The sequence below is a fragment of the Rhizobium sp. SG570 genome, from assembly GCF_012275345.1.
Lineage (GTDB): Bacteria > Pseudomonadota > Alphaproteobacteria > Rhizobiales > Rhizobiaceae > Rhizobium > Rhizobium lusitanum.
Genome location: NZ_JAAZQI010000011.1, coordinates 23,317 through 48,784 on the forward strand (window position 1 = coordinate 23,317; position 25,468 = coordinate 48,784).

General features: G+C 61.0%; 23 protein-coding genes and 1 pseudogene. 9 read left to right on the plus strand and 15 right to left on the minus strand.

The genetic code is table 11. The annotated features are described in order from the left end of the window. Positions 1–8: 8 nt before the first annotated feature. The 4 genes from kynU to FHT28_RS21440 all read right to left on the minus strand — a co-directional run bounded on the left by kynU (position 9) and on the right by FHT28_RS21440 (position 4,054). Entirely contained in the window at positions 9–1,256 is a 1,248-nt protein-coding gene (gene kynU, locus FHT28_RS21425; protein ID WP_168597296.1) for a kynureninase, read from the minus strand. Positions 1,257–1,272: 16 nt separating this feature from the next. After that, positions 1,273–2,196, minus strand: a complete 924-nt coding sequence (locus tag FHT28_RS21430) for an ABC transporter permease (protein WP_168597297.1) — start codon at positions 2,194–2,196, stop codon at positions 1,273–1,275. A 4-nt stretch (positions 2,197–2,200) separates the two neighbouring features. Further along, the gene (locus FHT28_RS21435; protein WP_168597298.1) at positions 2,201–2,980 is read right to left on the minus strand and encodes an ABC transporter ATP-binding protein; all 780 of its coding nucleotides are present in this window, start codon (positions 2,978–2,980) and stop codon (positions 2,201–2,203) included. A gap of 87 nt (positions 2,981–3,067) precedes the next feature. Continuing rightward, the gene (locus FHT28_RS21440; protein ID WP_168597299.1) at positions 3,068–4,054 is read right to left on the minus strand and encodes an ABC transporter substrate-binding protein; all 987 of its coding nucleotides are present in this window, start codon (positions 4,052–4,054) and stop codon (positions 3,068–3,070) included. A 183-nt stretch (positions 4,055–4,237) separates the two neighbouring features. Here FHT28_RS21440 and FHT28_RS21445 point away from each other — a divergent pair, with 183 nt between their 5' ends. From FHT28_RS21445 to FHT28_RS21455, 3 genes and pseudogenes are all read left to right on the plus strand, one after another. Next, complete coding sequence (locus tag FHT28_RS21445) at positions 4,238–4,966, plus strand: GntR family transcriptional regulator (RefSeq protein WP_047554986.1); 729 nt, start codon at positions 4,238–4,240, stop codon at positions 4,964–4,966. A gap of 408 nt (positions 4,967–5,374) precedes the next feature. After that, positions 5,375–5,487: pseudogene (locus tag FHT28_RS36320) on the plus strand (glycine/betaine ABC transporter); the annotation flags it as partial. 149 nt (positions 5,488–5,636) lie between these two features. Continuing rightward, the gene (locus FHT28_RS21455) at positions 5,637–6,590 is read left to right on the plus strand and encodes an NAD(P)-dependent oxidoreductase (protein WP_168597300.1); all 954 of its coding nucleotides are present in this window, start codon (positions 5,637–5,639) and stop codon (positions 6,588–6,590) included. A gap of 19 nt (positions 6,591–6,609) precedes the next feature. On the opposite strand, the gene FHT28_RS21460 is transcribed toward FHT28_RS21455, so the two are convergent. Further along, a complete protein-coding gene (locus FHT28_RS21460) occupies positions 6,610–7,818 on the minus strand; it encodes a TIGR03862 family flavoprotein (protein ID WP_047554633.1) in 1,209 nt (402 codons plus the stop codon). A gap of 257 nt (positions 7,819–8,075) precedes the next feature. Here FHT28_RS21460 and FHT28_RS21465 point away from each other — a divergent pair, with 257 nt between their 5' ends. From FHT28_RS21465 to FHT28_RS21480, 4 genes are all read left to right on the plus strand, one after another. Then, complete coding sequence (locus tag FHT28_RS21465; RefSeq protein WP_081938700.1) at positions 8,076–8,783, plus strand: TetR/AcrR family transcriptional regulator; 708 nt, start codon at positions 8,076–8,078, stop codon at positions 8,781–8,783. Between the two features lie 128 nt (positions 8,784–8,911). Then, complete coding sequence (locus FHT28_RS21470; RefSeq protein ID WP_047638436.1) at positions 8,912–10,069, plus strand: Gfo/Idh/MocA family oxidoreductase; 1,158 nt, start codon at positions 8,912–8,914, stop codon at positions 10,067–10,069. 12 nt (positions 10,070–10,081) lie between these two features. Then, entirely contained in the window at positions 10,082–11,257 is a 1,176-nt protein-coding gene (locus tag FHT28_RS21475; RefSeq protein ID WP_168597301.1) for a dihydrodipicolinate synthase family protein, read from the plus strand. Between the two features lie 20 nt (positions 11,258–11,277). After that, entirely contained in the window at positions 11,278–12,102 is an 825-nt protein-coding gene (locus tag FHT28_RS21480; protein WP_168597302.1) for a sugar phosphate isomerase/epimerase, read from the plus strand. Between the two features lie 182 nt (positions 12,103–12,284). Here the strand turns inward: FHT28_RS21480 and FHT28_RS21485 are convergent, their stop codons facing one another. The 8 genes from FHT28_RS21485 to FHT28_RS21520 all read right to left on the minus strand — a co-directional run bounded on the left by FHT28_RS21485 (position 12,285) and on the right by FHT28_RS21520 (position 20,919). Beyond that, positions 12,285–13,391, minus strand: a complete 1,107-nt coding sequence (locus FHT28_RS21485) for a branched-chain amino acid ABC transporter substrate-binding protein (protein WP_047554640.1) — start codon at positions 13,389–13,391, stop codon at positions 12,285–12,287. Positions 13,392–13,718: 327 nt separating this feature from the next. Next, a complete protein-coding gene (locus tag FHT28_RS21490; RefSeq protein ID WP_168597303.1) occupies positions 13,719–15,104 on the minus strand; it encodes an FGGY-family carbohydrate kinase in 1,386 nt (461 codons plus the stop codon). After that, positions 15,101–15,427, minus strand: a complete 327-nt coding sequence (gene rhaM / locus FHT28_RS21495) for an L-rhamnose mutarotase (RefSeq protein WP_168597304.1) — start codon at positions 15,425–15,427, stop codon at positions 15,101–15,103. The genes FHT28_RS21490 and rhaM overlap by 4 nt, the downstream gene beginning before the upstream one ends. Then, entirely contained in the window at positions 15,424–16,437 is a 1,014-nt protein-coding gene (locus FHT28_RS21500; protein ID WP_168597305.1) for an ABC transporter permease, read from the minus strand. The genes rhaM and FHT28_RS21500 overlap by 4 nt, the downstream gene beginning before the upstream one ends. Beyond that, the gene (locus FHT28_RS21505) at positions 16,434–17,438 is read right to left on the minus strand and encodes an ABC transporter permease (protein ID WP_047554646.1); all 1,005 of its coding nucleotides are present in this window, start codon (positions 17,436–17,438) and stop codon (positions 16,434–16,436) included. Before FHT28_RS21505 ends, FHT28_RS21500 begins: the two co-directional genes overlap by 4 nt. A 10-nt stretch (positions 17,439–17,448) precedes the next feature. Beyond that, on the minus strand, positions 17,449–18,984 hold the full coding sequence (locus FHT28_RS21510) for a sugar ABC transporter ATP-binding protein (RefSeq protein ID WP_047554647.1): 1,536 nt from the start codon (positions 18,982–18,984) through the stop codon (positions 17,449–17,451). A 73-nt stretch (positions 18,985–19,057) separates the two neighbouring features. Further along, the gene (gene rhaS / locus FHT28_RS21515; RefSeq protein ID WP_037192463.1) at positions 19,058–20,053 is read right to left on the minus strand and encodes a rhamnose ABC transporter substrate-binding protein; all 996 of its coding nucleotides are present in this window, start codon (positions 20,051–20,053) and stop codon (positions 19,058–19,060) included. Positions 20,054–20,106: 53 nt separating this feature from the next. Next, a complete protein-coding gene (locus tag FHT28_RS21520) occupies positions 20,107–20,919 on the minus strand; it encodes a DeoR/GlpR family DNA-binding transcription regulator (protein WP_037192461.1) in 813 nt (270 codons plus the stop codon). Positions 20,920–21,127: 208 nt separating this feature from the next. Here FHT28_RS21520 and FHT28_RS21525 point away from each other — a divergent pair, with 208 nt between their 5' ends. Both FHT28_RS21525 and rhaI read left to right on the plus strand, forming a co-directional pair. Then, positions 21,128–23,224: a bifunctional rhamnulose-1-phosphate aldolase/short-chain dehydrogenase gene (locus FHT28_RS21525; protein ID WP_168597306.1), complete on the plus strand. Its 2,097-nt coding sequence runs from the start codon at positions 21,128–21,130 to the stop codon at positions 23,222–23,224. A 226-nt stretch (positions 23,225–23,450) separates the two neighbouring features. Continuing rightward, on the plus strand, positions 23,451–24,743 hold the full coding sequence (gene rhaI, locus FHT28_RS21530; protein ID WP_037192457.1) for an L-rhamnose catabolism isomerase: 1,293 nt from the start codon (positions 23,451–23,453) through the stop codon (positions 24,741–24,743). Positions 24,744–24,748: 5 nt separating this feature from the next. Here rhaI and FHT28_RS21535 read toward each other — a convergent pair whose 3' ends face one another. Both FHT28_RS21535 and FHT28_RS21540 read right to left on the minus strand, forming a co-directional pair. Continuing rightward, on the minus strand, positions 24,749–25,195 hold the full coding sequence (locus tag FHT28_RS21535) for a type II toxin-antitoxin system VapC family toxin (protein ID WP_168597307.1): 447 nt from the start codon (positions 25,193–25,195) through the stop codon (positions 24,749–24,751). Then, complete coding sequence (locus FHT28_RS21540) at positions 25,195–25,440, minus strand: type II toxin-antitoxin system Phd/YefM family antitoxin (RefSeq protein ID WP_037192453.1); 246 nt, start codon at positions 25,438–25,440, stop codon at positions 25,195–25,197. Before FHT28_RS21540 ends, FHT28_RS21535 begins: the two co-directional genes overlap by 1 nt. Positions 25,441–25,468 lie beyond the last annotated feature (28 nt).

Here is a 25,468-nt window from a genome sequence, read left to right on the forward strand (position 1 = left end):
ACAATGGATCAGGTTACAGCCGAGCGCACGGCAAAGCGTGCGTCCTGCCACGATCCGCTGCTCAGAATCTCTTCCAGCACCGAAGCTGCCAGCCACACATCGCGATAGCTGACATAAAGCGGCGTGAAACCGAAGCGCAGCGTGGAGGGCGCGCGGAAATCGCCGATGACGCCACGCTCGATCAGCGCCTGCATGACCTCATAGCCATTGCCGTGGGTGAAGGAGACCTGGCTGCCACGCCTTTCGCTGTCGCGCGTGGTGTCCAATACGACGCCATATCGGCCGCACTTCGCTTCGACCAGCCGGATGAAGAGATCGGTGAGCGCTATGCTTTTTCGGCGCAGAGCATTCATGTCCACTTCGTCCCACATCGAAAGAGCACCCTTCAGCGCCCGCAACGACAGAATGGACTGCGTGCCGCAGAGGAAGCGCTTGATGCCGACGTCGCCGTCGAAGCTTCGCTCGAAGGCAAAGGGACGAGCATGGCCCCACCAGCCGCTGAGCGGCTGGACGATAGATGCATGGTGGCGGCGGGCCGCATAGATGAAGGCCGGCGCGCCGGGGCCGCCGTTCAGATATTTATAGGAGCAGCCGACGGCGAAATCGGCGCCCGCGCCATCGAGATCGACCGGCAGGGCGCCGGCGCTGTGGCACAGGTCCCAGATGACGAGCGCGCCGGCCGCCTGGATGCGCTTCGTCAGTGCCGCCATATCGCGCAGCTCGCCGCTCTTGTAGTTGACATGATTGATGAGGACGACGGCGACGCTCTCGTCGATCAATTCCTCAATGGTATCGGCATCGCGACCCTCGAGACGGAGCGTAACCCCAGGACGGGTCGAGGCCACGCCCTCGGCCATATAGAGGTCGGTCGGGAAACTGTCGCCTTCGGCAACGATGACGTTGCGGGCCGGCCGCATCGTCAAAGCCGCATGAAGCGCCTTGTAGATGTTGATCGACGTGGAGTCGGTCACGACGGTCTGGCCTTCGGCGGCGCCGATCAGCCGGCCGATGCGATCGCCAAGTTCGAGCGGCAGATGAAACCATCCGGCGCTGTTCCAGCTGCGGATCAGGCCGTTGCCCCATTCTTCCATGGCCGCCTGGCGCACTTCGGCAAAGACCTCGTGCGATGCCGCGCCGAGCGAATTGCCATCAAGGTAGATGACACCGGCCGGCAGGGCAAAACGGCCGCGGAAGACACGCAGCGGATCGGCCTCGTCCAGGGCCTCGACGGCGGCGAGATCGGGAAGGCTGTCCATGATATTGCCTCTTGATTTATTCGCGAATGGTTTCCCGCGCGGGCGCTCCCCCGCGGCTGCGGCGGATGCTCGGCAGCGCCAGCATGGCAAGCACGAACAGGCCGGTCGCAAGCTTCAGGTTCGGCGGCGGCATGCCGGCTGCAAGGCAGAGCGACACGAGCTGATAATAGATGATCGACCCCACGAAGGGGGCCAGCAGCTGACGCAGTACGCTCTGCTTACCGGTGAAGGCTTCGCCGATCATCAGCGCGGCAAGGCCGTTGATCAGGATGCCGATCCCCATGTTGACGTCGGCAAATCCCTGCGACTGCACCATCAGTGCGCCGCCTGTTGCGGAAAAGGCGCTGGCGATGCCGACGCCGCCGATGGTCGCGGCCCGGACATTGATGCCCTGTGCCTCGGCCATGTCGGGATTGGAGCCGACGGCGCGCATGGCCGTGCCCTTTTCCGTCTTGAAGTAGAGATTGAGTGCAATCAGCACGACGAGAGCGATGAAACCGGCAACGACGATCTTGCTCGCGGGAAAGCCGGCCTCCGTGAACGGCACCCAGTCGAACACGGTCGGCGAGCCGAAGACGGAAAGGTTCGATTTGCCCATGATGGCGAGGTTGATGCTGTAAAGCATGGTCGACATCAGGATGCCGGCAAGCAGCGTATGGATGCGGAAGCGCAGGTGGATAAACGCCGTGCAGCAGCCGGCGGCAAGGCCGACGGTGAAGGCCACGACGATGGCAAGCGGCGGTGTGACGCCGGCTGCAAGCAGAATGCCGCTGATGCAGCCGCCAAGCGGAAAGGCGCCCTCGCTGGTCAGGTCCGGAAAGCTCAGCATGCGGAAGGGGATCATGATGCCGAGGACGACGAAGCTCAGGATGAAGCTCTGCGCCAGCGTGACCGGGATGAGCGAGACGAAGCTCGAAAAGGTTGTCTGAATGAAATCCATGATCTCAGCTCACCAGCAGCATGCGGTCGGTCTTGACGGCGAAATGGCCGATCAGTTCGGGCACCGTGATGCGCCGCTTTCCTTCGCCGGTAATTTCGAGATGGACGCGCCCGGCGTCGAGCATGATGATACTGTCGCCGAAATCGACGGCGTGTTGCATGTTGTGCGTCACCATCAGGGTCGTCAGCTTCAGCGCTTCGACGGTGCGCACCGTCGCCTGCATGACGATGTCGGCGGTGCGGGGATCAAGCGCTGCCGTATGTTCATCGAGCAGCAACACATCGGGGGAGCCGCCGACCGCCATGATGAGGGAGAGCGATTGCCGCTGGCCGCCCGAAAGCAGCTCCACCTTGGTATCAAGCCGGTTCTCGAGGCCGAGGCCGAGAACGGAGAGGCGCTCCTTGTAGGTGGCGAGGCGGGAGGCGTTCAGTCCGGGTCGCAACCCGCGTTTCTTGCCGCGCAGTTCGGCAAGAAGCATGTTCTCGCCGACCGTCATGCTGGCGGCGGTTCCTTTCATCGGATCCTGGAACACACGGGCAAGGCGCGCGGCGCGCTTGTGCACCGGCATGGCGGTGACGTCGTCGCCGTTGATGAGTATCTCTCCGGAATCGAGGCTGAGCGCGCCCGAGATCGCGTTGAGCATGCTGCTCTTGCCCGCGCCGTTCGAGCCGATGACGACGCCGAATTCACCGGATTTGAGGGAGAGTGTCAGGCCGTCGAGCGCGACTTTCTCGTCCGGCTGGCCCCTGTAGAAAACCTTGCGCGCGGATTTGATGTCCAGCATCCGTGCCTCCCCTGCAGTGTAGGCTTGGAAAATGGCGGCGTTCGTGACGCCGCCATGGATCGAATGATCGTTAGACGATGACGCCGATCACTTCGTGAAGCAATTGCAATCGGCAAGCGATGCCGGCACTTCGGCGCCGAATGCCTTCAGCACCGTCTTGTTGATCAGCGGCGCATGGTCGGCATAGGCCGGAAGCGAAGGCTTGATCGTCTTCGGATCGGCACCCTTGAGGATCTGGGCCGCGATCTTGCCGGCATTTTCGCCGACCTGCTCGTAGTTGACGGCGAAGCTCGCGGGCACGATGCCATTGCGAACCGCGGCGTCGTCGGAATTGACGATCGGGATCTGGGCCTGACGGGCAGCGGAAGAAACGGCGGTGATTGCCGGCTGCAGGAGATTGGAGGCGGGCGTGTAGATCACGTCTGCCTTGCCGGCGAGCGATGCGATGCGCTGCTGGATGTCGTTGACGTTGTCGACGCCGACGGGAACCACTTCGAAGCCGGCTGCCGGTGCGGCCTGCTTGACCTTTTCGAGAAGGGCAACGTCATTGGCCTCGCCCGGATTGTAGGGGACGCCGAAGCGCTTGGCATTCGGAAGCAGTTTCCTGGTGAAGGTCATGATGGCGGCGATGTCCTGCAGGTCGCTGGCGCCGGTGATGCCTTCGCCGCCGGCATCCCAGGAGGGGACGAGCTTGGCGGCGACCGGATCGGTCACGGCCGAAAAGACGATCGGAATGCCGGAGCCTGCGAGCGCCTTCTTGGCGATCTGCGAAACCGGCGTCGTGACCGTGTACATCAGCTTCGGATGTTCGGACTGCAGCTTGGCGATCATCTGCGGCACAAGCGAGGCGTCGAAGCTCGTGTTGCTTTCGGAATAGACGACATCCTTGCCTTCGATGAAGCCACTGTCGGCGAGCGCCTTTTTGAAGCCGGCGATCGAGGCATTGAGCTGCGGATGCTCGCCGAAGTTGGCGATTGCGATCTTGATGGGTTCTGCCGACGCCGAGGCGACGCCTGCCATGAAGGCACCGGCAACCACGAGGCTGGACAGCCATTTGGACGTAGATTTCAGCATATTTCCCTCCCGCATGTGTCAAGGAGCCGTGTTTTTCGGCTTTCTTGGGCGGGATCATAGCGACTGCTGCAAGCCTGTCAATTTGCGATATATGATATGCACCACGGGCGGCTTTAATATATAATTTCTCGATATGGCGATTTTATATATAATCTGGGGAATGTGAGGATTGGGATGGGCGTCATGCAGGACAAGGACGCGTTGAGCAAGACGGAGGCGGCCTATTGGCTGTTGCGGCGCGACATTCTCAACACCAGGCTGAGGCCTGGCGCATCCCTGCGGCTTGCCGCCCTGCGCGATGCCTATGGCGTCGGTTGGACTCCGCTTCGCGAGGCGCTGTCGCGGCTGGAGGCCGAAAAGCTGGTAACGGCCGTCAGCAATCGCGGCTTTGCGGTCGCCCCCGTATCGCGCGCGGAACTGGAGGACCTGATGCGGGCGCGCATGGTCGTCGAACTGCCGCTGCTGTTGGAATCAATCGAAAAGGGCGGTCCGGATTGGGAATCGGCCGTCGTCACCGCGCATTATCGCCTGTCGCGCTGCAAGATCGTGCCCGACGCCGCTTCGGACGAGATGGCTGACGAATGGGACGAGAAGCATACGGCCTTTCATGCTGCGCTTGTCAGCGCGGCGACATCGAACTGGCTCTTGCGCTTCCAGGCCACCATCACCGACCAGCTTCGCCGCCACCACCGTTTCCTTGGTCTGGCGCCGACCCAGCGCGCCGCCGCCGGCCTGACGATCGGCTATGAGAAGGCAGCCGCAGCCCTGCAGGATGCGATGGCGATCGAGCATCACACGGCGCTGATGGAAGCGGCCCTCGACCGCGATCTCGAGCGCGCCAAGGCGCTGATGACGGAGCATATCGGCTATACGCTGCAGGTCTATATCCGTTCTGAGGATGAGAACGGATAGCGTCACAGTGTCCGGATATTGTAAATAACAATATAATATCAATGGATTAGACATTAAATCGGGAGCGCCCGATTGGGCAGGTCAAAGGCGCGAAGTTCGAGTTGGACGCCATGAACCCCAGGATTGCGAAGCGTTCGAACGAGAATCGCCTACTTACAGTCGATAGCAGGCGGCGTTGCTTACGCAGCAGCGCGGCGGGATTGGGGGCCAGACGGCACTTCGCTCAATTCGAAATGCGTCACCAATTCGCGCAACCGCTCTGCCTCGCCGGCGAGCGTGACGCTGGCAGCGGTGGTCTCTTCTACTTTTATGTCGCTCGGAAATTAGTCGCGAGAATACGGCTGTTTCTGCGGGTCTTCACGTTCAAGTATTATAATATTGAGGAAGAATTCCCAGGTTAGCTGTAATCGTGTCGGCCTGGCTCGCGCGATTGCCGCAAATCCGGAAATCATTCTTATGGACGAACCGTTCAGCGCAGTCCTGATCTTATCCGTTCGGAGGGCTGCGACGATGAACGGGAAGGGCCAAAGCTGCGCATCGGCGCGGCCGTAAGAAAATCCCCGTTTCCTTTCCTCTCGGAGGGTGACAAATCGGTGTGCGCTCCTATTCTCAAGGGCGGATCATTTTTTGAATTTCGATAGGATCCGGCTTTTGACTTTGGGAGGACATCATGACGCGTGCAGTGGTAATCGGCGCAACCGGCCATGTCGGCACCTATCTCGTGCCGCGGCTGGTCGAGGCAGGGTACGACGTGGTGGCGATCAGCCGTGGTCAGGCAAAGCCCTATTCGCCGAACCGGGCCTGGGACGACGTCGAAATGTTGACGATGGACCGCTCCGCCATGGAAAAGGACGGCAGTTTTGGTCCGGCGATCCGCGCTTTGAAGGCGGATATCGTCATCGACATGATCTGCTTCACGCTCGACAGCGCCAGGCACCTGACGGATGCGCTGACCGGTCATATGAGCCATTTCCTGCATACGGGCACGATCTGGACGCACGGCTTCTCGATGGTCGTTCCGACGCCGGAGGAGACACCAAAGCGGCCCTTCGGGGACTATGGAATCCAGAAGGCAGCCATCGAGGCGCATCTGCTGGGTGAGGCGCGCCGCAAGGGCTTTCCCGCGACGCTGATCCATCCGGGCCATATTGTCGGCCCTGGCTGGGCTCCCCTTAATCCGGCCGGCCATTTCAATCTGTCGGCATTTTCGACGCTGGCGCGGGGCGAAACGCTCGTCTTGCCGAATTTCGGCCTGGAGACTGTTCACCATGTCCATGCCGATGATGTCGCGCAGATGTTCATGGGGGCGATCGCCAATTGGCGGGCTTCGACCGGGGAGAGCTTCCATGCCGTCTCGGGCGGTGCGGTGACGCTTCGAGGCTATGCTGAGGCGATGTCGCGCTGGTTTGGTCACGAACCGAAGCTTGAATTCCTGCCCTATGAGACATGGGCGAGAGATCGGACTCCGGAAGATGCGCAGGCGACATGGGAGCATATCGCCCGCAGTCCGAACTGCTCGATCGCCAAGGCACAGCGACTTCTCGGCTACGAGCCGCGATATACATCGCTCGAAGCTGTTCAGGAATCGGTGGCATGGCTGATGGCGAACGGGCGTATCGGCTGAGAAGCTCAGACCTTATCGCTCAACGCTTGAGCCAGGCGTCGATGCCCTTGGCCGCCGCGCGGCCGGTGGCAAAGCAAGCCGACAGGAGATAGCCGCCTGTCGGCGCTTCCCAATCGATCATTTCCCCGGCGACAAAGATACCAGGGAGCTTCTTCAGCATATAGCCGTCATCGAGTTCGCCCCAACGGATGCCACCCGCAGACGAGATGGACTCGGCAATGGGTCTTGGTCTCAAAAGCGGAATCGGCAAGGCCTTGATCAGGCGCGCCAGACTTTCCGGATGCGAAAGGGTCGCCGGATCGGCAAGCTCCCGCAGAAGGCCGACCTTGACGCCTTCGATCCCCGCGCCCTTGCGCAGGCGATTGGAAAGGCTGGCTTTCGGATCCTGTCGAGCCAGATCGCGCGACAGCCGTGCCGCTGTTCGGCCGGGCGCCAGATCGATGATGAGCGCGGCTTTGCCTTCGCTTGTTAGGCGATCGCGCAAGGTGGCGGCATGGGCATAGACGAGACTGCCTTCTATACCCGCCTGCGAGACGACGAATTCGCCTGGGAAGGTCCCCGCCTCGGATGTTGCCGTCACGGCTTTGAGCGGCATGCCGGCAAAACGTTCCTTGAATGGCCCACTCCAGGCGACGTCGAAACCGCAATTGGCGGGCTGGAAATCGGCAATGTCGATGGCCTTGCCTCGAAGCCAACCGGTCCAGGCCGCATCCGAACCCAGCCGAGGATAGCTGGCACCGCCGAGCGCGAGCAGAACGGCATCATAATGGACGATGCTGCGCCCCTGCGGTGTCTCGAATGCCAGACCGCCGTCTGCGAAGCCAGACCAACGGTGCCGTGTCATGATACGCGCACCTTGCGCCTCCAGGCGGGCGAGCCAGGCGCGCAGCAATGGCGACGCCTTCATGGTCTTCGGGAAGACGCGGCCGGAAGAGCCGATGAAGGTCTCCGTTCCCAGCCCCGCCGCCCAGGCTCTGATATCGTCGGGCTTGAAGCCATCGAGTGCCGCGCGCAGCCGGGGCGAGGCCGCGCCAAAGCGGTCGGCGAAAAGGCCATAGGCTTCCGAATGCGTGATGTTGAGGCCGGATTTGCCGGCCAGCAGGAATTTGCGCGCGACGGTCGGCATGCTGTCATAGACGGTGACGCGATGGCCCGACAGAGACAGGGCTTCTGCCGCCATGAGCCCTGCGGGGCCGCCGCCGATGATTGCGATCTGCTTCTCAGCCATAAGCCGTCCGGTGCCAATTCCTATCCGCTCTCTTGGGCCGGACCGGTGTCGAAAGCAAGGTCAGCCCATTCATTTGTCAGGGAAATTCATGCCACAGGGAGGGTCTTGCCTGACACATATCCACATTTAAATCGATATAACCATCTGGTTACTATGACCAGCGATTCGCGAGGGACTGTCAACTTATGAGATGATCGGTTACTTATCGGCGTCAGGAATGGCCGCACAAGCCTTGAACGATGCCGCCGGGAGCCATGATGTCGGAAGCCAGAACCGTGAAGCGCCGCGCAAAGAACGCAGACCTTGCGAATATCGATCAGGCGTCATCGCGCGCAACGCCGGAACGGCCCCGTCTCAGGGATGCGGAACGCACGAGCAAGGCGATCCTGGCCGCCGCGACCAAGGAATTCGCCGAGCGCGGCTATGGCGGCGCGCGTGTCGATGCGATCGCCGAGCGCGCCAAGATCAACAAGCGGATGCTCTACCACTATTTCGGCGGCAAGGACGCTCTTTACGTCGCCGTTCTCGAAGGCAGCTACATCGCCATCCGCTCGGCCGAGGCAAGGCTTGACCTTTCGCATCGCTCGCCTGTGGAAGGCATGCGGGAGCTTGTTGTTTTCACATGGCAATATTTCTTGGATCACCCTGAATTCCTTGGTATTCTCAGCACGGAAAACATGCACAAGGCCCGCTTCCTGAAGCGTTCGGCGCGTATTTTCGAGCTGCATTCGCCCCTGGTTTCAGAGATTTCCGACCTGCTCGACCGGGGTGCGGCAGCCGGCGATTTCCGCCCCGGCTGCGATCCCGTCAAGATCTATATGAGCATCGCAGCGCTCGGCTCGTTCTTCCTCACGAACCGCTGGACGCTATCGACGATCTTCCGGCGCAATCTTTCCGACAAGGCGGAAATCGACGCCTGGGGCGAGCACATCGTCGACGTCATCTTCGCCTATCTGCGCCCCTAGGCGCCCTCTCGCGACAAGTTCAGCAATTGCGGGTGATTGCCGCCGCGGCCATCGACGATGACCGTTGACAGCCTCGCTTCGCCATGTCAGTTATGTAACTATATAGTTATTTACGGGAGGAATGACTTATGGTGACGAAGCCGATCGGTATCATCATGCACGGCATCACCGGACGCATGGGCTATAATCAGCATCTGGTGCGCTCCATTCTGGCAATCCGCGAACAGGGCGGCGTCTTGCTGGCCAACGGCGATAAGCTGATGCCCGAGCCGATCCTCGTCGGCCGCAATGCCGAGAAGATCGAGGCGATCGCCCGCAAGCATGGGCTTTCCAAAACGACGACCGATCTCGACAGCGCCTTGGCCGATCCCGACAATACGATCTTTTTCGATGCCGGCTCGACGCAGATGCGCGTCGACCTGCTGGAGCGGGCAATTGCCGCCGGCAAGCACGTCTATTGCGAAAAGCCGATCTCCGAGACGCTTGCCGAGGCGCTTTCGGTCGCCGCTTCGGCGGAGCGGCGCGGGGTCAAGAACGGCGTGGTGCAGGACAAGCTGTTCCTGCCGGGCCTGCGCAAGATCGCCATGCTGCGCGACAGCGGCTTCTTCGGCAAGATCCTCTCCGTGCGCGGCGAGTTCGGCTATTGGGTCTTCGAAGGGGATTGGGGCGTGCAGGCGCAGCGCCCGTCGTGGAACTATCGCAAGGCCGACGGCGGCGGCATGATCCTCGATATGCTGCCCCATTGGCGCTACGTGCTCGACAACCTGTTCGGTGAGGTCAAGGCCGTCAGCTGCCTCGGCGCCACACATATTCCGAGCCGCGTCGATGAGAGCGGCAAGACCTATGTCGCGGATGCAGATGATGCGGCCTATGCCACGTTCGAACTTGAAGGCGGCATTGTCGCCCATATCAATTCCTCCTGGGCGGTGCGTGTGCGGCGTGATGATCTCGTTACCTTCCAGGTCGACGGCACCCATGGTTCCGCCGTCTGCGGCCTGATGCGGTGCTGGACGCAGCATCGCGTCAACACGCCCAAGCCGGTCTGGAATCCGGACCAGCCGCAAACGATCAATTTCTTCGACACCTGGGACGAGGTGCCGGACACCCAGGTCTTCGACAATGGCTTCAAGGTGCAATGGGAAGGTTTCCTGCGCCATGTCGCCGAGGACGCGCCGTGGAAGTTCACGCTTCGCGAAGGCGCCAAGGGCGTGCAGCTGGCGGAGCTGGCGCAGAAGAGTTGGACCGAGCGTCGCTGGGTCGATGTGCCCGCACTGACAGCGCTATAGGAGATCGGCCTCATGACGAGAAGCCTTCGTTTGCCGACGGTCGGCGGCGGCCTTGCCGACTTCACGCTCACCAACGCACCGTTGAGCGCTCCGGTAGAGCCGGCCGGCGGTCATCATTTCAACCGCGTCGCCTACGCTGCCGCCCACGTCGTCGTCGACCCCTTGGCAGACAACGATCCCTGGCTCGATCGCAACATCGACTGGGAACGCACCATCGCCTTCCGGGAATACCTCTGGGATCTCGGTTTCGGCGTGGCGGAGGCCATGGATACGGCACAGCGGGGCATGGGTCTCGATTGGACCGGCGCCAAGGAGCTGATTGCGCATGCGCAATCGGCCGCCCGCAATCGGCCGGATGCGCTGATTGCCTATGGCGCCGGCACCGATCACGTGCCGCCCGGCCCGGATGTGACGATCGACGATGTCATTCGCGCCTATGAGGAGCAGATTGCCTATGTGGAAGGGCAGGGCGGCCGCATCATTCTGATGGCGAGCCGCGCGCTTGCCGCGGCGGCCAAAAGTCCGGACGATTATATCCGGGTCTACGACCGTATCCTCGGGCAGGTAAAGGAGCCTGTGATCATCCATTGGCTCGGTTCGATGTTCGATCCGGCGCTGTCAGGCTATTGGGGATCGCCCGACGATCTGCAGGCGATGGAGACAGCGGTCGCAATCATCAATCAGAACGCCGCCAAGGTCGATGGCGTGAAGATCTCGCTGCTGTCGGCCGAGAAGGAAATCGTCATGCGCCGCCGGCTCGACCCGTCGGTGAAGATGTATACGGGCGACGATTTCAACTATGCCGAACTGATCGCCGGCGACAGCCAAGGCTATTCGCATGCCCTCCTCGGCATCTTCGATGCCATCGCGCCGGCGGCGAGCGTGGCCTTGGCGAAACTCGCCCAGAACGATCTCGATGCCTTTCATCGGATACTGGCACCGACCGTTCCGCTGTCGCGGCATATCTTCAAGGCGCCGACACGCTTCTACAAGACCGGCGTCGTCTTCCTCGCCTATCTCAACGGCTTCCAGGATCACTTCCAGATGCTCGGCGGCCAGCAGAGCACGCGTTCCATCCTGCATCTTTCGGAACTGTTCCGGCTGGCGGAGGCGGCACGTGTTTTGAAGGATCCGGATCTGGCGGTGCGCCGGATGAAGACGATCCTCGCCACCGTCGGCATCGACTAACGGACAAGAGGATCATCGCAATGGCCGTAGAGGGTCTGTCCATCAATCTGGCGACGGTGCGCCAGCAATACGACATGCGCCAGGCGGTCGAGGCCTGCCTGAAGCAGGGTATCGTCGCGATCGCCCCCTGGCGCGATCAAGTGCACAAGATCGGCCTCGCGGAGGCCGCAAGGATTGTGGCAGACAACAAGCTCAAGGTGACAGGCCTTTGCCGCGGCGGCATGTTTCCCGCTGCGGACGCCAATGGGCGGGCTGTGGCGATCGACGACAACAAGCGCGCAATCGATGAGGCCGCCGCGCTCAATGCCGATTGTCTTGTCCTCGTCGTCGGCGGTTTGCCTGAGGGTTCGAGGGATATCAGCCACGCCCGCGAGATGGTGGCCGACGGTATCGCGGCGATCCTGCCGCATGCCCGCAGCGTCGGCATTCCCTTAGCGATCGAGCCGCTGCATCCGATGTATGCCGCCGACCGCGCCTGCGTGAACACGCTGGAGCAGGCGCTCGATATCTGCGACCTGCTGGGTGAGGGCATCGGTGTCGCCATCGATGTCTATCATGTCTGGTGGGATCCGAAGCTTTACGAGCAGATCGCGCGCGCCGGTGCCGGCGGCAGGATCCTGGCGCACCATATCTGCGACTGGCTGGTCCCGACCACGGATCTGTTGCTGGATCGCGGCATGATGGGCGATGGTGTCATCGATCTGAAGGGCATTCGCGCCGAGATCGAGAAAGCCGGCTATTTCGGCCTGCAGGAGGTCGAAATCTTCTCACAAGACAATTGGTGGAAGCGCCCGGGTGAGGAAGTGCTGGCCACCTGCATCGAGCGGTTCCGCACTGTTTGTTAGAGCAATTCCAGGAAAAGTGCGTAGCGGTTTTCCGTCCGGAATTGCGCAAAAATAATAAGCTAGAGCGGTCAGGCGATTCCGTGAAACGCGTAACCGCTCTAGCCAGCATAGTGTGAATTAGGCATAAAAAAGCCGGGCCAGCATGTGGCCCGGCGAGATTTTGAGAGCGTCGATCCGACGGCTTATTCGGCCGAAACGATCTTACCGCCTTCCCATTTGTAGAGCGAGAAGCTCTGCGAGGTGAGGTCGCCGGTTTCGCCATAGGTGACCTTGCCGATGGCGGTATCGACAGGCTCGCCCTTCTTCAATGCAGCGCCGGCGGCTTCGGCGTCGTCTGGCTTGCCGGCCTTCTCGATGCCGGCCTTCAACACTTGCACGGCGGCATAGGCGTTGAGCGTGAAGGCTTCAGCCGGAATGTTGCGTGCCTTGAGCGCGGCAACGGCGCTCTGCGAAGCCGGGTTCTTCAGGGCGTCGGCCGCATTGGTGAAGATCGTGCCGGCAGCGGCGTCATTGGCGATCGCCCAATATTCGGTGTTGGAAAGTCCGTCGCCGCCGATGATCTGCGCCTTGACGGAGATGTCATGCAGCTGGCGAGCCAGCAGACCCGCTTCCGGATGATAGCCACCGAAGTAGATCACCTCGGCACCGGCCTGCTTCAGCTTCGACGTCAGGGCGCTGTAGTCCTTTTCACCTGGCGTCAGGGAATCGTCCAGCACCTCGGTCACGCCGCCCTTGTTGAGGGTAGCCTTGAAGGCGTCCGCCAGGCCCTTGCCGTAGGCGCCCTTGTCGTTGAGGATGGCGATCTTCTTGTCCTTGAAGTTCTTCACGACGTAGTCGGCCGCAACGGTTGCCTGCTGGTCATCGCGGCCGCACGTGCGCAGGATGTTGGTCAGGCCGCGATTGGTCAGGTCCGGAGCGGTCGCGGTCGGCGTCACCATCAGGATGCCGTTTTCGGCAAGCGCATCCGAAACCGGAATGGCAACGCCCGATGTGACCGGGCCGACGACGAAGTGGATGCTGTCACCGACGAAGCCGTTGGCGACCGATACGCCTTGCTTCGGGTCGCCGGCATCGTCGCCGAGCTTCAAGACCAGCTTCTGGCCGAGAACGCCGCCGCTCTTGTTGATTTCCTCGATAGCGGTTTGCGCGCCGTTCTTGACCTGTTCGCCGTAAGCGGCGACCGGGCCGGTCAGTGGCGCGATGAGGCCGATCGTGATGTCCGCGTGCGCGAGAGGCGCAAAGGCCAGCGAAGCGACGAAGGTCGCGGCCGTCAATGTCTTCAGACTCATTTTATCTCTCCTTGGATGGGCGCGGCAGCGCCCTTTGAACCCGCCCAATGGCCTGTCTCGACGCGCAAACTGCCGTAAGGCGTGCTCTTAAAGAGAACAGAACTGACATCGAAGCTGACGACCGCTTTCGGACATTTTTGACCTCGAGAGCGCTCATAAGAGTATTTTCTGTAGGAATATTGCGACGATTCCGCAAGAAAATAACCGTCGCGAAGACAATTTTAGCGACTTTTCGGAAATTTTCGTCGAGGGATGGTTGTTGTAGTCTTGCAGTCAAGGGTTGTTCCCTGTCCCGACCACCCGTCACTCGGCGCGGATTGACCAAACCTACCCGGCCAAAGCCTCGCGCCAGGTCTGCCGATAGCGAATCAAACCCGGCAGGTCGGCGTGGACTGGCGGATTTTCCGTCGCAGCCGGCGGTCGGATGCCGGTGAGCAAGGCCGCACCCTGGCTGGTCCCCGTCGAGCCCGCCACAGCGATGACGTCAGTCCTCGTCAGGGCGGACAGCGCGACGAGATAGGCGCGATTAAGGGCAAAAGGTCCCTCGACGAAGATCGGCCCTCTGGCGCCGATCAGGCCGAGGCAGGCTTCCGTCATCAGGGCAAGATAGAGGCTGACGGCTGCAAGACGTTCGGCATTGCTTGTTGAGGCATTCCCGATCCACTGCATCTTCCTGTCAGGGAACGGTCCCGATCCCTCGACAATGTTCGGCAGCAGCATGAGGCCATTTCCGATCACCGTCTCAAGAGCGGCTTCGATCGCCTCGGGAGGTGCTTCGCCGATGTCTGCAGCCAAAATCTCGAACTCGCGGCCGCCCATGAAGCGGGACGAGGGCACGGCGCGGCCATAGGCATCGACATTGGCAAGCGCATCGCGTGCCGGGTCGAGATGTTCGAGATCGCCGCCGACGGCGAAGTTGATCACCCAGGTTCCCGTCGACACCACGGCGAAAGGTGCCTCGTTCTCGACCAGATGCGGCAGTAGGGAAGCATTGGAATCATGGATGCCGCAATAGACCGGGGCCGGCGCCGCAAGGCCGATATCAGCCGCAAGTGCCGGCAGTACCGGCCCAAGCGCGTCGAAAGCCGAGCGAACCGGCGCCATCAAAGTGCGAATGCCAAGCGTGTCGACCAGGGAAGAATAGGTTCCGGTCGTCGGGTTCCAGAGATCCGTGTGGCAGCCGAGCGAGGTCACCTCGCTGGCAGCGACGCCCGTCAGGCGAAACGCCCAATATTGCGGATAGGTCAGGATCGTCGCGACGTGGGCGAAGTCTTCGGGAAAGACGCTTTTCTGATAGTGGATCTGCGCGCCGACATTCAGGCCGCCGGAGAGGCTTGGCGAGAAGGTTTCCGTAAAGGCCGGGCGCAATTGCCCATAGGCGTCCTGTATGGCTTGCGGATAGGTGTGCTCATAATCGAGAACCGGCAAGGCAAGGCCGCCATCGACATCGAGCAGCACCGCCGAGGCTCCGTGCGTGGTGATCGATATGGCATCGAAGCCCGGCGCTGTTGCAAAGCCCTTCAGCGCAATGATGATGAAATCCCAAAGTCTCTCGATATCGTAATGCGGATAGAGGCCGGTCTTCAGCACGCCGTTGCTCGTTTTGACGACGGCGATTTCGCCCCCGGTCTCAGCATCGAGCACCACGACCTTGGCATTGGTCTTGCCGATGTCGATCACGGCGATATGGCGATAGGCTGATACGGCGGTCATGGCAGATGGAAGACCGTAACGAGATCGCTCTGAACCGGCGAATTGTCGGGATTGGTCACCATGATATCGGCCATGTGCGCCCACCATTTCTTCATGATGGGATGGTCTGGCAGGCTCGCCATCGCGTGATCCTTCGGTCGCGTCAGCACGCCGAAGAGCGTGTTCGTCTCACGATCGAGATGGATGGAATAGTCGCTGGCGCCGGCCTCATGCAGCAGCGCCACGAGTTCGGGCCAGATCTCGTCATGGCGTCTTTTGTATTCCGCCTCCATGCCGGGATTGAGCTTCATCTTGAAGGCGTGGCGTTCGAGAGCTGCGGTCATCTGGAACTCATGGTCTTGATGCGTCTTGCGACGATCGGCAGTGCGATGGTGATGATGAGAAGGAGGCCGATGAAGATCGACATGACGATGCCCGGGACGTTGAGCAGGCCGAGGCCGAAGGTGACGAGGCCCATAACGAAGGCGGCGATGACGACCCCGCCGATCGTGCCTGAGCCACCGAGGATCGAGACCCCGCCAAGCACGACCATGGTGACCACTTCGAGCTCCCAGCCGAGCGCGATCGACGGGCGGGTCGAGCCAAGCCGCGAGGTCAGGCACACTGCTGCGATGCCGCTCATGAGACCGGTCAGGAGAAACAGGATGAATTTGACCCGTTCGACAGGGATGCCGGAGAAGCGTGCCGCAAAGTCATTGTTGCCGATCGTATAGACCTGCCGGCCGAAATTCGTCGCATGCAGCAGGATCGCGAAGACGATCGCCAGCACGATGAAGAGAACGAATTCGAAGGAGAAGACCCAGACGACATAGCCCTGGCCGAAATAGGCGAAGCTGTCTGGGTAGTTGCCATAGGCCTGGTCGCCGAGAACGATGTAGGAGATGCCGCGGAAGAGGCTCATCGTGCCGATGGTGACGACGATCGACGGCAGCTTCATCCCGGAGACGAGGAAGCCGTTGAACAGGCCGCAGAACAACCCGACCCCAAGCCCGATGGCAACGAGGCCGACCGTATCGACGCCGACCTGCGCCGCAGCGCCCATGGCCGTCGAGGCAAGCGCGATGATGGCGGCGACCGAAAGGTCGATCTCACCGGCAATGACCAACAGCGCCATGGCAAAGGCGATCATCGCCTTTTCGGTGAAATTGAACGTCGCGTCCGAGAGATTGTAGGGATCGAGGAAGTAGGGCGAGGCCAGCGAATTGAAGATGAAGATCGCGACTGCGACGCCGAACAGCAGCGTTTCCCAGCTTGCCAGAATGCGTTTGAGCGGTGTTCCCAACCGGTCTGGAATGGCGCGCTTTTCCGTCTTTGATTGAGAAACGGTGCTCATGCGCTTGCTCCATGGCTGGCGGTGTCCTTCGCCGCCTGATCCCGCAGGATGATACGGCCGCGATTGCGCTCGCGCCGGGCGTTGAAGACGACGGCGAGGATGATGACGGTGCCTGATATCGCCATCTGCGTGAACGGCGAAATGCCGATGACCGGAAGGGCGTTCTTGATGACGCCGAGGAAGAGTGCGCCGAGTACGGCGCCCGCCACCGAGCCGACGCCACCGGCAATCGAGATGCCGCCGATGACGCAGGCTGCGACGCTGTCCAGTTCGAAGCCGCTGGCGATATCGACATAGGCGACCGCATAGCGCGACACCCAGAGATAGCCGCTGAGGCCGGCAAGCGAGCCTGAGAGTACAAAGGCGAGGAAACGCGTCCAGCCGACGTCGATGCCGGCATAGACCGCCGCCACCGGATTGCCGCCGCTGGCATAGGTGGAGCGGCCGAACCGCGTGTAGCGCAGCACGAAATACATGATCAGCACGATGGCGATGCCGATCCAGGCGAGCACGGGCAGGCCGAGCAACGGTGTGCGCGGCACGCTGAGGAAATTCGGCGTGAACTGGTGGGCGTTGACCCAGGCGCCACCCGACAACACGAAGGCCATGCCGCGATAGATGGTGAGTGTGCCGAGCGTGACGACGATCGGCGGGATCTCCAGCGCCCAGACGAGATAGCCGTTGATGGCGCCGAGAGCCGCGCCCATGACGATCGCCGTGATCACGAGGACGATCAGCGGCAGATCGGGATAGGCAGCATTCAGCATCGCCACCGCCATGCCTGTAAAGGCAAGATTGGCGGCAACCGACAGATCTATCGATTTCGTCAGGATGACCGTCATCTGCGCCAAGGCGAGGATGATGAGGATCGACGTATCATTGAAGATATTGGCGAGATTGGCGGGCTCGGCAAAACCGGCCGCGCGTGTCGCAAAGCCCGCGATCATCACGGCGATGATGATGGCAAGCAGCGTTTCGCGTCTTTTGAGGATGCGTGGCATCCCGTCCTCCCTATGCGTTGCCCGTGGCGGCGCGCACCAGCGCTTCCGGTGTCAGCCCTTCGCGCTCGAACAGGCCGGCCGACAAGCCCTCTTTCATGACCAGCACGCGATCCGCCATGCCGATGATCTCTGGCAGCTCGGAGGAAATCATGATGATGCTGAGGCCTTCTGCCGCCAGTTCGCTGATGAAGCCGTGCACGGCCGCTTTCGAGCCGATGTCGATGCCTTTTGTCGGTTCGTCGAGAATGATGATCTTCGGCTGCGTCGCCAGCCACTTGCCGATGACCACCTTCTGCTGGTTGCCGCCGGAGAGCGTGCCGACCGGAACGGAAAGGGCAGCGGCGCGAAGATCGAGACGTTCGGCATATTTGCGCGCCAGCGCGAATTCGTTGGCGGCCTTCAGGAAGCCCTTGCGCGAGGTGCGTCCGAGTGAGGGCAGCGACATGTTCTGATAGATCGGCATCGGCAGTGCCAGACCGTGGCGTCCGCGTTCTTCCGGCACATAGACGATACCGGCGCGAATGGCGTCCTGCGGCGAACGGACGTGGATTTCCTGCCCATTGAGCGTCAATCGTCCGGAAAGCGGTTTGGTAATGCCGAAAAGGGACTGACAGAGTTCGGAGCGTCCGGCTCCGATCAGGCCGTAGACGCCAAGGATCTCGCCGCGGCGGAGCTTGAAGGAGATGTCGCGAAATTCTGTGCGGTGGCAATAATTTGCGACGTCCAGCACCGTATCGCCAATCGTCACCGAGACTTTCGGGAAAGCGTCCTTGACGTCTCGGCCGACCATCATGCGGACGATCTCGTCCTGCGGCGTTTCCTTGAGCGTGCCGTGCCCGACGGCGCGGCCGTCACGGAAGACGGCGAAATTGTCGGCGATCTCATAGAGTTCGTCGAACTTGTGGCTGATGAACAATATGGCCTTACCCTTGGCCTTCAACCCCTCGACGATGCGGAAGAGATCGTCGATCTCCTTGCGGGAAAGGGCGGCGGTGGGCTCGTCCATGATGACGATGCGGGCATCGATCGAGAGTGCGCGCGCGATCGCGACGAGGTGGCGCTGCGCGATGGAAAGATCTTTCAGACGGGTGGAGGGATCGATGGCGCTTTCCAGCGATTCCAGCAGTTGCCTGGAGCGGCTGTTCATCGTCTTCCAGTCGATGGTGCGCCAGGACGTGCGCGGCGCATGTCCGAGAAAGATGTTCTCGGCAACCGTCAGTTCGTCGAAGAGCACGGTTTCCTGATGAATGGCGGTAACGCCGGCATCGATGGCGGCCTGGGCATTGGTAAAGGTCGTTGGCTCGCCGTCGATGAGGATCTCGCCTTCGTTCGGGCGGTAGATCCCCGTCAGGATCTTGACGAGGGTCGATTTGCCGGCGCCGTTTTCGCCGATCAGGGCGGTGACCTTGCCGGGGTAGAGAGAAATGCTGACGCCATCCAGCGCTTTGACGCCCGGGAAGATCTGAGAAATGCCGCGCATTTCCAGGATGGCCTGACTGTTCGCGGCTGGTGTGTCCGCTAGGGATCGTTGAAGGACTGTGGTCATCAGCAATGTACCGGATCAATGAAACCAGGTCCGGCGGCTGACGCCGCCGGAGAGCTGCGGATAAGATCTTCGATCAGAAAACCTTGGAGAACTGATCGATATTCGTGGCGTTGTAGACGAACGGATCGGCCATGGCGGCTTCGCCGTTTTCGCCAACCTTGATCTTGCCCATGCGACCGGCATTGATCTCGCTGCCCGGCTTGCCGTCGGTCTCACCCTTGACGAGGCGGTAAGCGATCTGCGTTGCCGAATAACCAAGGTCGATCGGGTTCCAGATCGCGAATTCCTTCGTCGCGCCCGACTTGATGGCGCCGGCCATTTCCGACGGCAGGCCGAGACCGGTCACGTAGACCTTGCCGATCTTGCCGGCATCCTTGACGGCCTGTGACGCGGCCAGCACGCCGACGGTGGTCGGAGCGACGATGACCTTGACTTCCGGATGCGAGGTCAGGAGGCCCTGGGCTTCGCGATAGCTCTTGTCCGAAAGGTCGTCACCGTAAACAGTGGTTACCAGGTTAAGGCCCGGGAAGTCCTTGAGCTGCTTCTTCATCTCGCCGATCCAGATGTTCTGGTTGGTCGAGGTCGTCGTGGCCGACAGGATGGCGAAGTCGCCCTTGCCGCCGTCAAGATGATCCTTCGCGAGCGTCAGGCACATCTTGCCGATCAGCGCGTTCGAAGAGGGGTTCAGCTGCAGGATGCGGCCGGCCGGCGCGACGCCGGAATCCCAGGAGATGACCTTGATGCCGCGTTGTGTTGCCTTCTTCAGGGCAGGGACGACAGCGTCCGGATCGTTGGCGGAAATGGCGATCGCATCGACACCCTGCGCGATCAGCGAGTTGATCACTTCGATCTGGCCTTCGGCCGTGGTCGAGGTCGGGCCGGTGTAGATCACCTGCACGCCGCCGAGGTCCTTGGCTGCTTCCTGGGCGCCCTTGTTGGCGGCCTCGAAGAAGCCGTTGCCCAGCGACTTCACCACAAGACCGATCTTGATGTCTTTCGCGCTTGCCGTGCCGGCCATCAATGCCGCAGCGAGTGCGACGCCGATCGCCAGTTTCTTTGCTATGTTCATGTTTCTTCCTCCCAAGTTGATAGGCTATGCTCACCCCGCCACAGCCGCGTCCCTTATGCGACCGACGGGGAATCTTCCTCCTCGGCCTCAGCCGAAACGCTTGTAATAATCAGCGATACGCCTGCATCCTCGATCATCCGCACGGTGTCTGCCGAAATGCCGTCATCGGTGATGATCGTCGTTACTTGCTCGAGCGGGCAAAGGATCAGGCTGGAGCGCTGACGGAATTTGCTCGAATCGACCATGAGGATGAGTTCGTCGGCCTGGCGCATCAGCTTCTGCTCGCTCTGGATCAGCAGCCCGTCGGCCTCCATGATGCCGAGCGGGCCGACGCCCTGCGCGCCGATGAACATGCGTCGTGCGTAGAAATTGCGGGTCGTGTCGTTGTCGAAGGGCGAGAGAATCAGGCTCTGCTCGCGATAGATCGCGCCGCCCGGAACCGTCACCGTATTTTTCGAATGCTTGACCAGATGTTCGGCGATGGCGAAGGAATTGGTCATCACCTGCAGCCGGAAACCCGAAATGTAATGCACCAGCTGAAAGGTGGTCGTGCCGCCATTGATGATGATGGCGTCGCCCGGATTGCACAATTCAGCGGCCTTGCGCGCAATTGCGCGTTTCTTATCGATATTGACCGCTTCTGAGACACGGAAGGGGCGGCCGGCCAGATTGCCGAGCTGCGGAGGGTGGATCGATTCTGCGCCACCACGGACGCGGCGAATCTTCCCTTGCACATGCAGGGCTGCGATATCACGGCGTATCGTCGCTTCCGAAGCTTCTGTCAGCTCGGAAATATCCTGAATGGTCACCACAGGCTTTTCCTGTACGGCGCTCAGAATAATGCGATGGCGTTCACGTTCGTGCATCGGCTCCTCCTTGTTGGCGGTTATTTCGCAAATATGACAAAGTGTCAATCATAAACGATCACAAACTTTCATATTGCATCGCAGCATTATCGAATATGATCGTTTTCGATTGACAAGGTGACTGTGTGTGAGCGATACCCTGCTCACAAAGAGTGGTACCTGCATGTTCCGGTTCCGCTTGCAAGACTTGATTTCAAGGGAGGATGACATGGCGGCTGACGTTCAGCTTCTGAAGAACCGTTGGGATGATGCATATGCGGCCGGCCTCGATGAGCCGGGCAAACTGCTTTACCGGTCCAACCTGCTTGGCGCCGACAAGCGTATCACCAACTACGGCGGCGGCAACACGTCGGCCAAGGTCATGGAAACCGATCCGCTGACCGGCGAGAAGGTGAGGGTTCTCTGGGTCAAGGGCTCCGGCGGTGATGTCGGCACCATCAAGCTCGATGGGTTTGCCACGCTCTACCAGCAAAAGCTCGATAGTCTGAAGGCCATCTATCAAGGCGTTGCCGATGAGGATCGCATGGTCGGCTTCCTGCCGCATTGCACCTTCAATCTCAATGCGCGCGCTGCCTCCATCGATACGCCGCTGCATGGCTTCGTGCCGTTCACCCATGTCGACCATATGCACCCCGATGCCATCATCGCCATCGCCGCCTCGAAGAATTCGCGCGAACTGACACGGGAGATCTTCGGCGAGGAGATCGGCTGGCTGCCATGGCGCCGTCCCGGCTTCCAGCTCGGCCTCGATCTCGAAGCCTTCGTCAAGGCGCATCCGAATGCCAAGGGCGTCGTGCTCGAAAGCCACGGCCTGTTCACCTGGGACAATGACGCCAAAGCCTGCTACGAGCTGACGCTTCAGATCATCAACAAGGCCATCGAATGGTTTGCCGCCAAGACCGAAGGGAAGACGATCTTCGGCGGTGCGGCCGTCCAGAGCCTGCCACAGGCCGAACGGCGTGCGGTCGCTGCGCGGCTGATGCCGGAAATTCGCGGCCGGATCGGCAAGGCGGAGCGTAAGCTCGGCGACTTCGACGATCAGGCTGCCGTGCTCGAATTCGTCAACTCCAGGAATTTGCGGCCGCTCGGTGCGCTCGGCACGAGCTGCCCGGACCATTTCCTGCGCACCAAGATCCGCCCGCTGATCGTCGATTTCGATCCGGCCAAGCCCGATGTCGATGCCGTTATCGCCGGTCTCGACAAGGCGCTGGAAGACTACCGCGCCGATTACGCCCGCTATTACAACGACTGCAAGCACGACAACTCGCCCGCCATGCGTGATCCCAATCCGGTGATCTTCCTGGTGCCGGGCGTCGGCCTGCTGTCCTTTGCCCGTGACAAGGCGACCGCCCGTATCGCCGGCGAATTCTATGTCAACGCCATCAACGTCATGCGCGGCGCCTCCACCGTGTCCGAATATCAGGGCCTGCCGGAGCAGGAAGCTTTCGATATCGAATACTGGCTGCTGGAAGAGGCAAAGCTGCAGCGCATGCCGAAGCCGAAGAGCCTTGCCGGCAAGGTTGCCTTCGTCACCGGCGGTGCCGGCGGTATCGGTCGCGCCACGGCGGCGCGTCTGGCCGGCGAGGGTGCCTGCGTGGTGCTGGCGGATATCGATCACGCGGCACTTGAGGGGACGCACGAGGATTTCGCCAAGAAATTCGGTGCCGATACGGTGCGCAGCGTCAAGCTCGATGTCACCAAGGAAGACGCTGTCATTTCCTCCTTTGCCGAGGCCTGCGTCGAATTCGGCGGCATCGACATTCTGGTATCCAACGCCGGCATCGCCTCCTCGGCGCCGATCGAAACCACCGAGCTTTCGATGTGGAACCGTAATATCGACATCCTCGCGACAGGCTACTTCCTCGTTTCACGGGAGGCTTTCCGGCTGTTCCGTCGGCAGAACCTCGGCGGCAATGTCGTGTTCGTCGCCTCGAAGAATGGCCTTGCTTCATCGCCGAATGCGGCGGCCTATTGCACGGCCAAGGCCGCCGAGATCCATCTCGCACGTTGCCTGGCGCTGGAAGGTGCCGAAGCCGGCATTCGCGTCAACACGGTCAACCCGGATGCCGTCCTGCGCGGTTCGAAGATCTGGAACGGCGAATGGCGCGAACAGCGGGCGGCCTCTTCGAAGATCGAGGTGGACGAACTCGAGGAACATTACCGCAAGCGCTCGATGCTGAAGCTCAACGTCTTCCCCGAGGACATTGCCGAGGCGATCTACTTCCTGGCTTCTGACCTTTCCGCCAAGTCGACAGGCAATATCATCAACGTCGACGCCGGCAACGCGCAAAGCTTCACGCGGTGATGGATACGCTCTCCCTTCTCCCCGACGGGGAGAAGGTGGCCCGAAGGGTCGGATGAGGGGGCGCGGCAAAACGCAGTTTTATCTTTTGCTGGTGCTCAAGATACTCGTCGCCACGCTCCTTGTCCCCCTCATCTGCCCGTTGGGCATCTTCTCCCCGCTGGGGAGAAGAGGAGGCCGCACGATCGAAACGCTGTAACATTTCGAATGACGTATCTGGGAGGAAAGAATGGCCGAGTTTAGAATTGCGCCTGATCTGGTCGCTGCCGAAAACGACAAGCGCGCCGCTGCGCTCAAATCCGATTACGAGGCGCTGGGCGCCACACTCGCCCGCCGTGGCGTCGATATCGAAACCGTGACGACGAAGGTCTCGGAATTCTTCGTCGCCGTCCCGTCCTGGGGTGTCGGCACCGGCGGCACGCGCTTTGCCCGCTTCCCTGGCACCGGCGAGCCACGCGGCATTTTCGACAAGCTCGACGATTGCGCCGTCATTCAGCAATTGACGCGCGCAACGCCCAAGGTCTCGCTGCATATCCCTTGGGACAAGGCGGATCCCCGCGAATTGAAGGCGAAGGGCGATGCGCTCGGCCTCGGCTTCGATGCCATGAATTCCAACACTTTCTCCGATGCGCCCGGCCAGGCGCATTCCTATAAGTTCGGTTCGCTCAGCCATGTCGATGCCGCAACCCGCGCCCAGGCCGTCGAGCACAACATCGAATGTATCGAGATCGGCAAGGCGATCGGCTCGAAGGCGCTGACCGTCTGGATCGGCGACGGTTCGAACTTTCCCGGACAGAGCAATTTCACGAGGGCATTCGAGCGCTATCTCGCGTCCATGGCGGATATCTACAAGGCGCTGCCTGATGACTGGCGGTTGTTTTCCGAACACAAGATGTACGAGCCGGCCTTCTATTCCACGATCGTGCAGGATTGGGGCACCAACTACCTGATCGCGCAGACACTGGGCCCGAAAGCCCACTGCCTTGTCGACCTCGGCCATCACGCGCCGAACACCAACATCGAAATGATCGTCGCGCGCCTCATTCAGTTCGGCAAGCTTGGCGGCTTCCACTTCAACGATTCCAAATATGGCGATGACGATCTCGACGCCGGCGCCATCGAGCCCTACCGCCTGTTCCTCGTCTTCAACGAGTTGGTCGATGCCGAACGGCGCGGCGTCAACGATTTCAATCCGGCGCACATGATCGACCAATCGCACAATGTCACCGATCCGATCGAGAGCCTGATTTCCAGCGCCAACGAGATCCGCCGCGCTTATGCGCAGGCGCTGATCGTCGACCGAAATGCGCTGGCGGACTATCAGGATGCCAACGACGCGCTGATGGCGTCGGAAACGCTGAAGCGCGCCTATCGCGCCGATGTCGAGCCGATCCTCGCCGAAGCCCGCCGTCGCGCCGGCGGCGCCATCGATCCCGTCGCGACCTACAGGGCAAGCGGCTATCGCCGCAAGGTTGCCGGCGAACGACCGACCTCGGTTGGCGGCAGCGGCGGGATTATCTGAGGACCTTATAGTTCCGGTGGATTGGCGAACGGATCGAGCGAGCGAACATCCATTAACTCGAAGTGTCTCAGGTTCCGGGTGAGAACCGTGTAATCATGCCGCAGCGCCGTTGCGGCGATGGCTGCATCTTCGAACCCAGGGTTTCCGCCACTCCCGACCGCTTGGTCGAACAGGCGACCGGCGATGCGGGCCGTTGCCGCGTCGAACGCCAGGATACGTTCGCCATAGAGATGGAGGACGAGCGCGAGCCATTCGCCAAGCAGACTGGCTTTCTGGCTGGCACCTGTTCGATGGGCCTTCGCGATCCCAGTTTCTATTTCAGCGACGGTTATCGCGGATAGGAAAAGCCGATCGGCATGGGCCGCAACCCATGCCCGAACCGTTTGTGACAGTAAATCTTGCGCACGCAGCGGCGATGTCGCGGAAATGATGTTCGTATCCAGAAGATACATCAGATATCGTTATCGCGCAGCAGTCGGCCCGGCTTGCGCACGGGCAGGTCGTCATCTTCCAGCGGTGCATTGGTTAGCAACCAACCAAAGGACGGAACCTGCTTCAGCTTTTGATATTCGTCATAGGAAATGATGACGGCGGTGCGTTCGCCATGGCGGGTGATGACGGCCGCATTGCCGCTGAGAGCGTCATCGACAACGGCGGAAAGTGTTGCCTTCGCGTCCTTCAACTGAATTTCTCTCATAGGTCACCTATATGACTAGTGTAGTCAT

Bases quoted from the DNA above. Each gene is read 5' to 3' on its own strand.
- FHT28_RS21465 (WP_081938700.1), top strand. From the start codon at position 8,076: ATGTCGGAAGCCAGAACCGTGAAGCGCCGCGCAAAGAACGCAGACCTT.
- FHT28_RS21455 (WP_168597300.1), top strand. From the start codon at position 5,637: ATGACGCGTGCAGTGGTAATCGGCGCAACCGGCCATGTCGGCACCTAT.
- FHT28_RS21490 (WP_168597303.1), bottom strand. From the start codon at position 15,104: ATGACCGCCGTATCAGCCTATCGCCATATCGCCGTGATCGACATCGGC.
- FHT28_RS21475 (WP_168597301.1), top strand. From the start codon at position 10,082: ATGACGAGAAGCCTTCGTTTGCCGACGGTCGGCGGCGGCCTTGCCGAC.
- rhaI (WP_037192457.1), top strand. From the start codon at position 23,451: ATGGCCGAGTTTAGAATTGCGCCTGATCTGGTCGCTGCCGAAAACGAC.
- FHT28_RS21440 (WP_168597299.1), bottom strand. From the start codon at position 4,054: ATGCTGAAATCTACGTCCAAATGGCTGTCCAGCCTCGTGGTTGCCGGT.
- FHT28_RS21480 (WP_168597302.1), top strand. From the start codon at position 11,278: ATGGCCGTAGAGGGTCTGTCCATCAATCTGGCGACGGTGCGCCAGCAA.
- rhaS (WP_037192463.1), bottom strand. From the start codon at position 20,053: ATGAACATAGCAAAGAAACTGGCGATCGGCGTCGCACTCGCTGCGGCA.
- FHT28_RS21505 (WP_047554646.1), bottom strand. From the start codon at position 17,438: ATGCCACGCATCCTCAAAAGACGCGAAACGCTGCTTGCCATCATCATC.
- FHT28_RS21485 (WP_047554640.1), bottom strand. From the start codon at position 13,391: ATGAGTCTGAAGACATTGACGGCCGCGACCTTCGTCGCTTCGCTGGCC.
- FHT28_RS21460 (WP_047554633.1), bottom strand. From the start codon at position 7,818: ATGGCTGAGAAGCAGATCGCAATCATCGGCGGCGGCCCCGCAGGGCTC.
- FHT28_RS21445 (WP_047554986.1), top strand. From the start codon at position 4,238: ATGCAGGACAAGGACGCGTTGAGCAAGACGGAGGCGGCCTATTGGCTG.
- FHT28_RS21435 (WP_168597298.1), bottom strand. From the start codon at position 2,980: ATGCTGGACATCAAATCCGCGCGCAAGGTTTTCTACAGGGGCCAGCCG.
- rhaM (WP_168597304.1), bottom strand. From the start codon at position 15,427: ATGACCGCAGCTCTCGAACGCCACGCCTTCAAGATGAAGCTCAATCCC.
- kynU (WP_168597296.1), bottom strand. From the start codon at position 1,256: ATGGACAGCCTTCCCGATCTCGCCGCCGTCGAGGCCCTGGACGAGGCC.
- FHT28_RS21520 (WP_037192461.1), bottom strand. From the start codon at position 20,919: ATGCACGAACGTGAACGCCATCGCATTATTCTGAGCGCCGTACAGGAA.
- FHT28_RS21535 (WP_168597307.1), bottom strand. From the start codon at position 25,195: ATGTATCTTCTGGATACGAACATCATTTCCGCGACATCGCCGCTGCGT.
- FHT28_RS21500 (WP_168597305.1), bottom strand. From the start codon at position 16,437: ATGAGCACCGTTTCTCAATCAAAGACGGAAAAGCGCGCCATTCCAGAC.
- FHT28_RS21470 (WP_047638436.1), top strand. From the start codon at position 8,912: ATGGTGACGAAGCCGATCGGTATCATCATGCACGGCATCACCGGACGC.
- FHT28_RS21525 (WP_168597306.1), top strand. From the start codon at position 21,128: ATGGCGGCTGACGTTCAGCTTCTGAAGAACCGTTGGGATGATGCATAT.
- FHT28_RS21430 (WP_168597297.1), bottom strand. From the start codon at position 2,196: ATGGATTTCATTCAGACAACCTTTTCGAGCTTCGTCTCGCTCATCCCG.
- FHT28_RS21540 (WP_037192453.1), bottom strand. From the start codon at position 25,440: ATGAGAGAAATTCAGTTGAAGGACGCGAAGGCAACACTTTCCGCCGTT.
- FHT28_RS21510 (WP_047554647.1), bottom strand. From the start codon at position 18,984: ATGACCACAGTCCTTCAACGATCCCTAGCGGACACACCAGCCGCGAAC.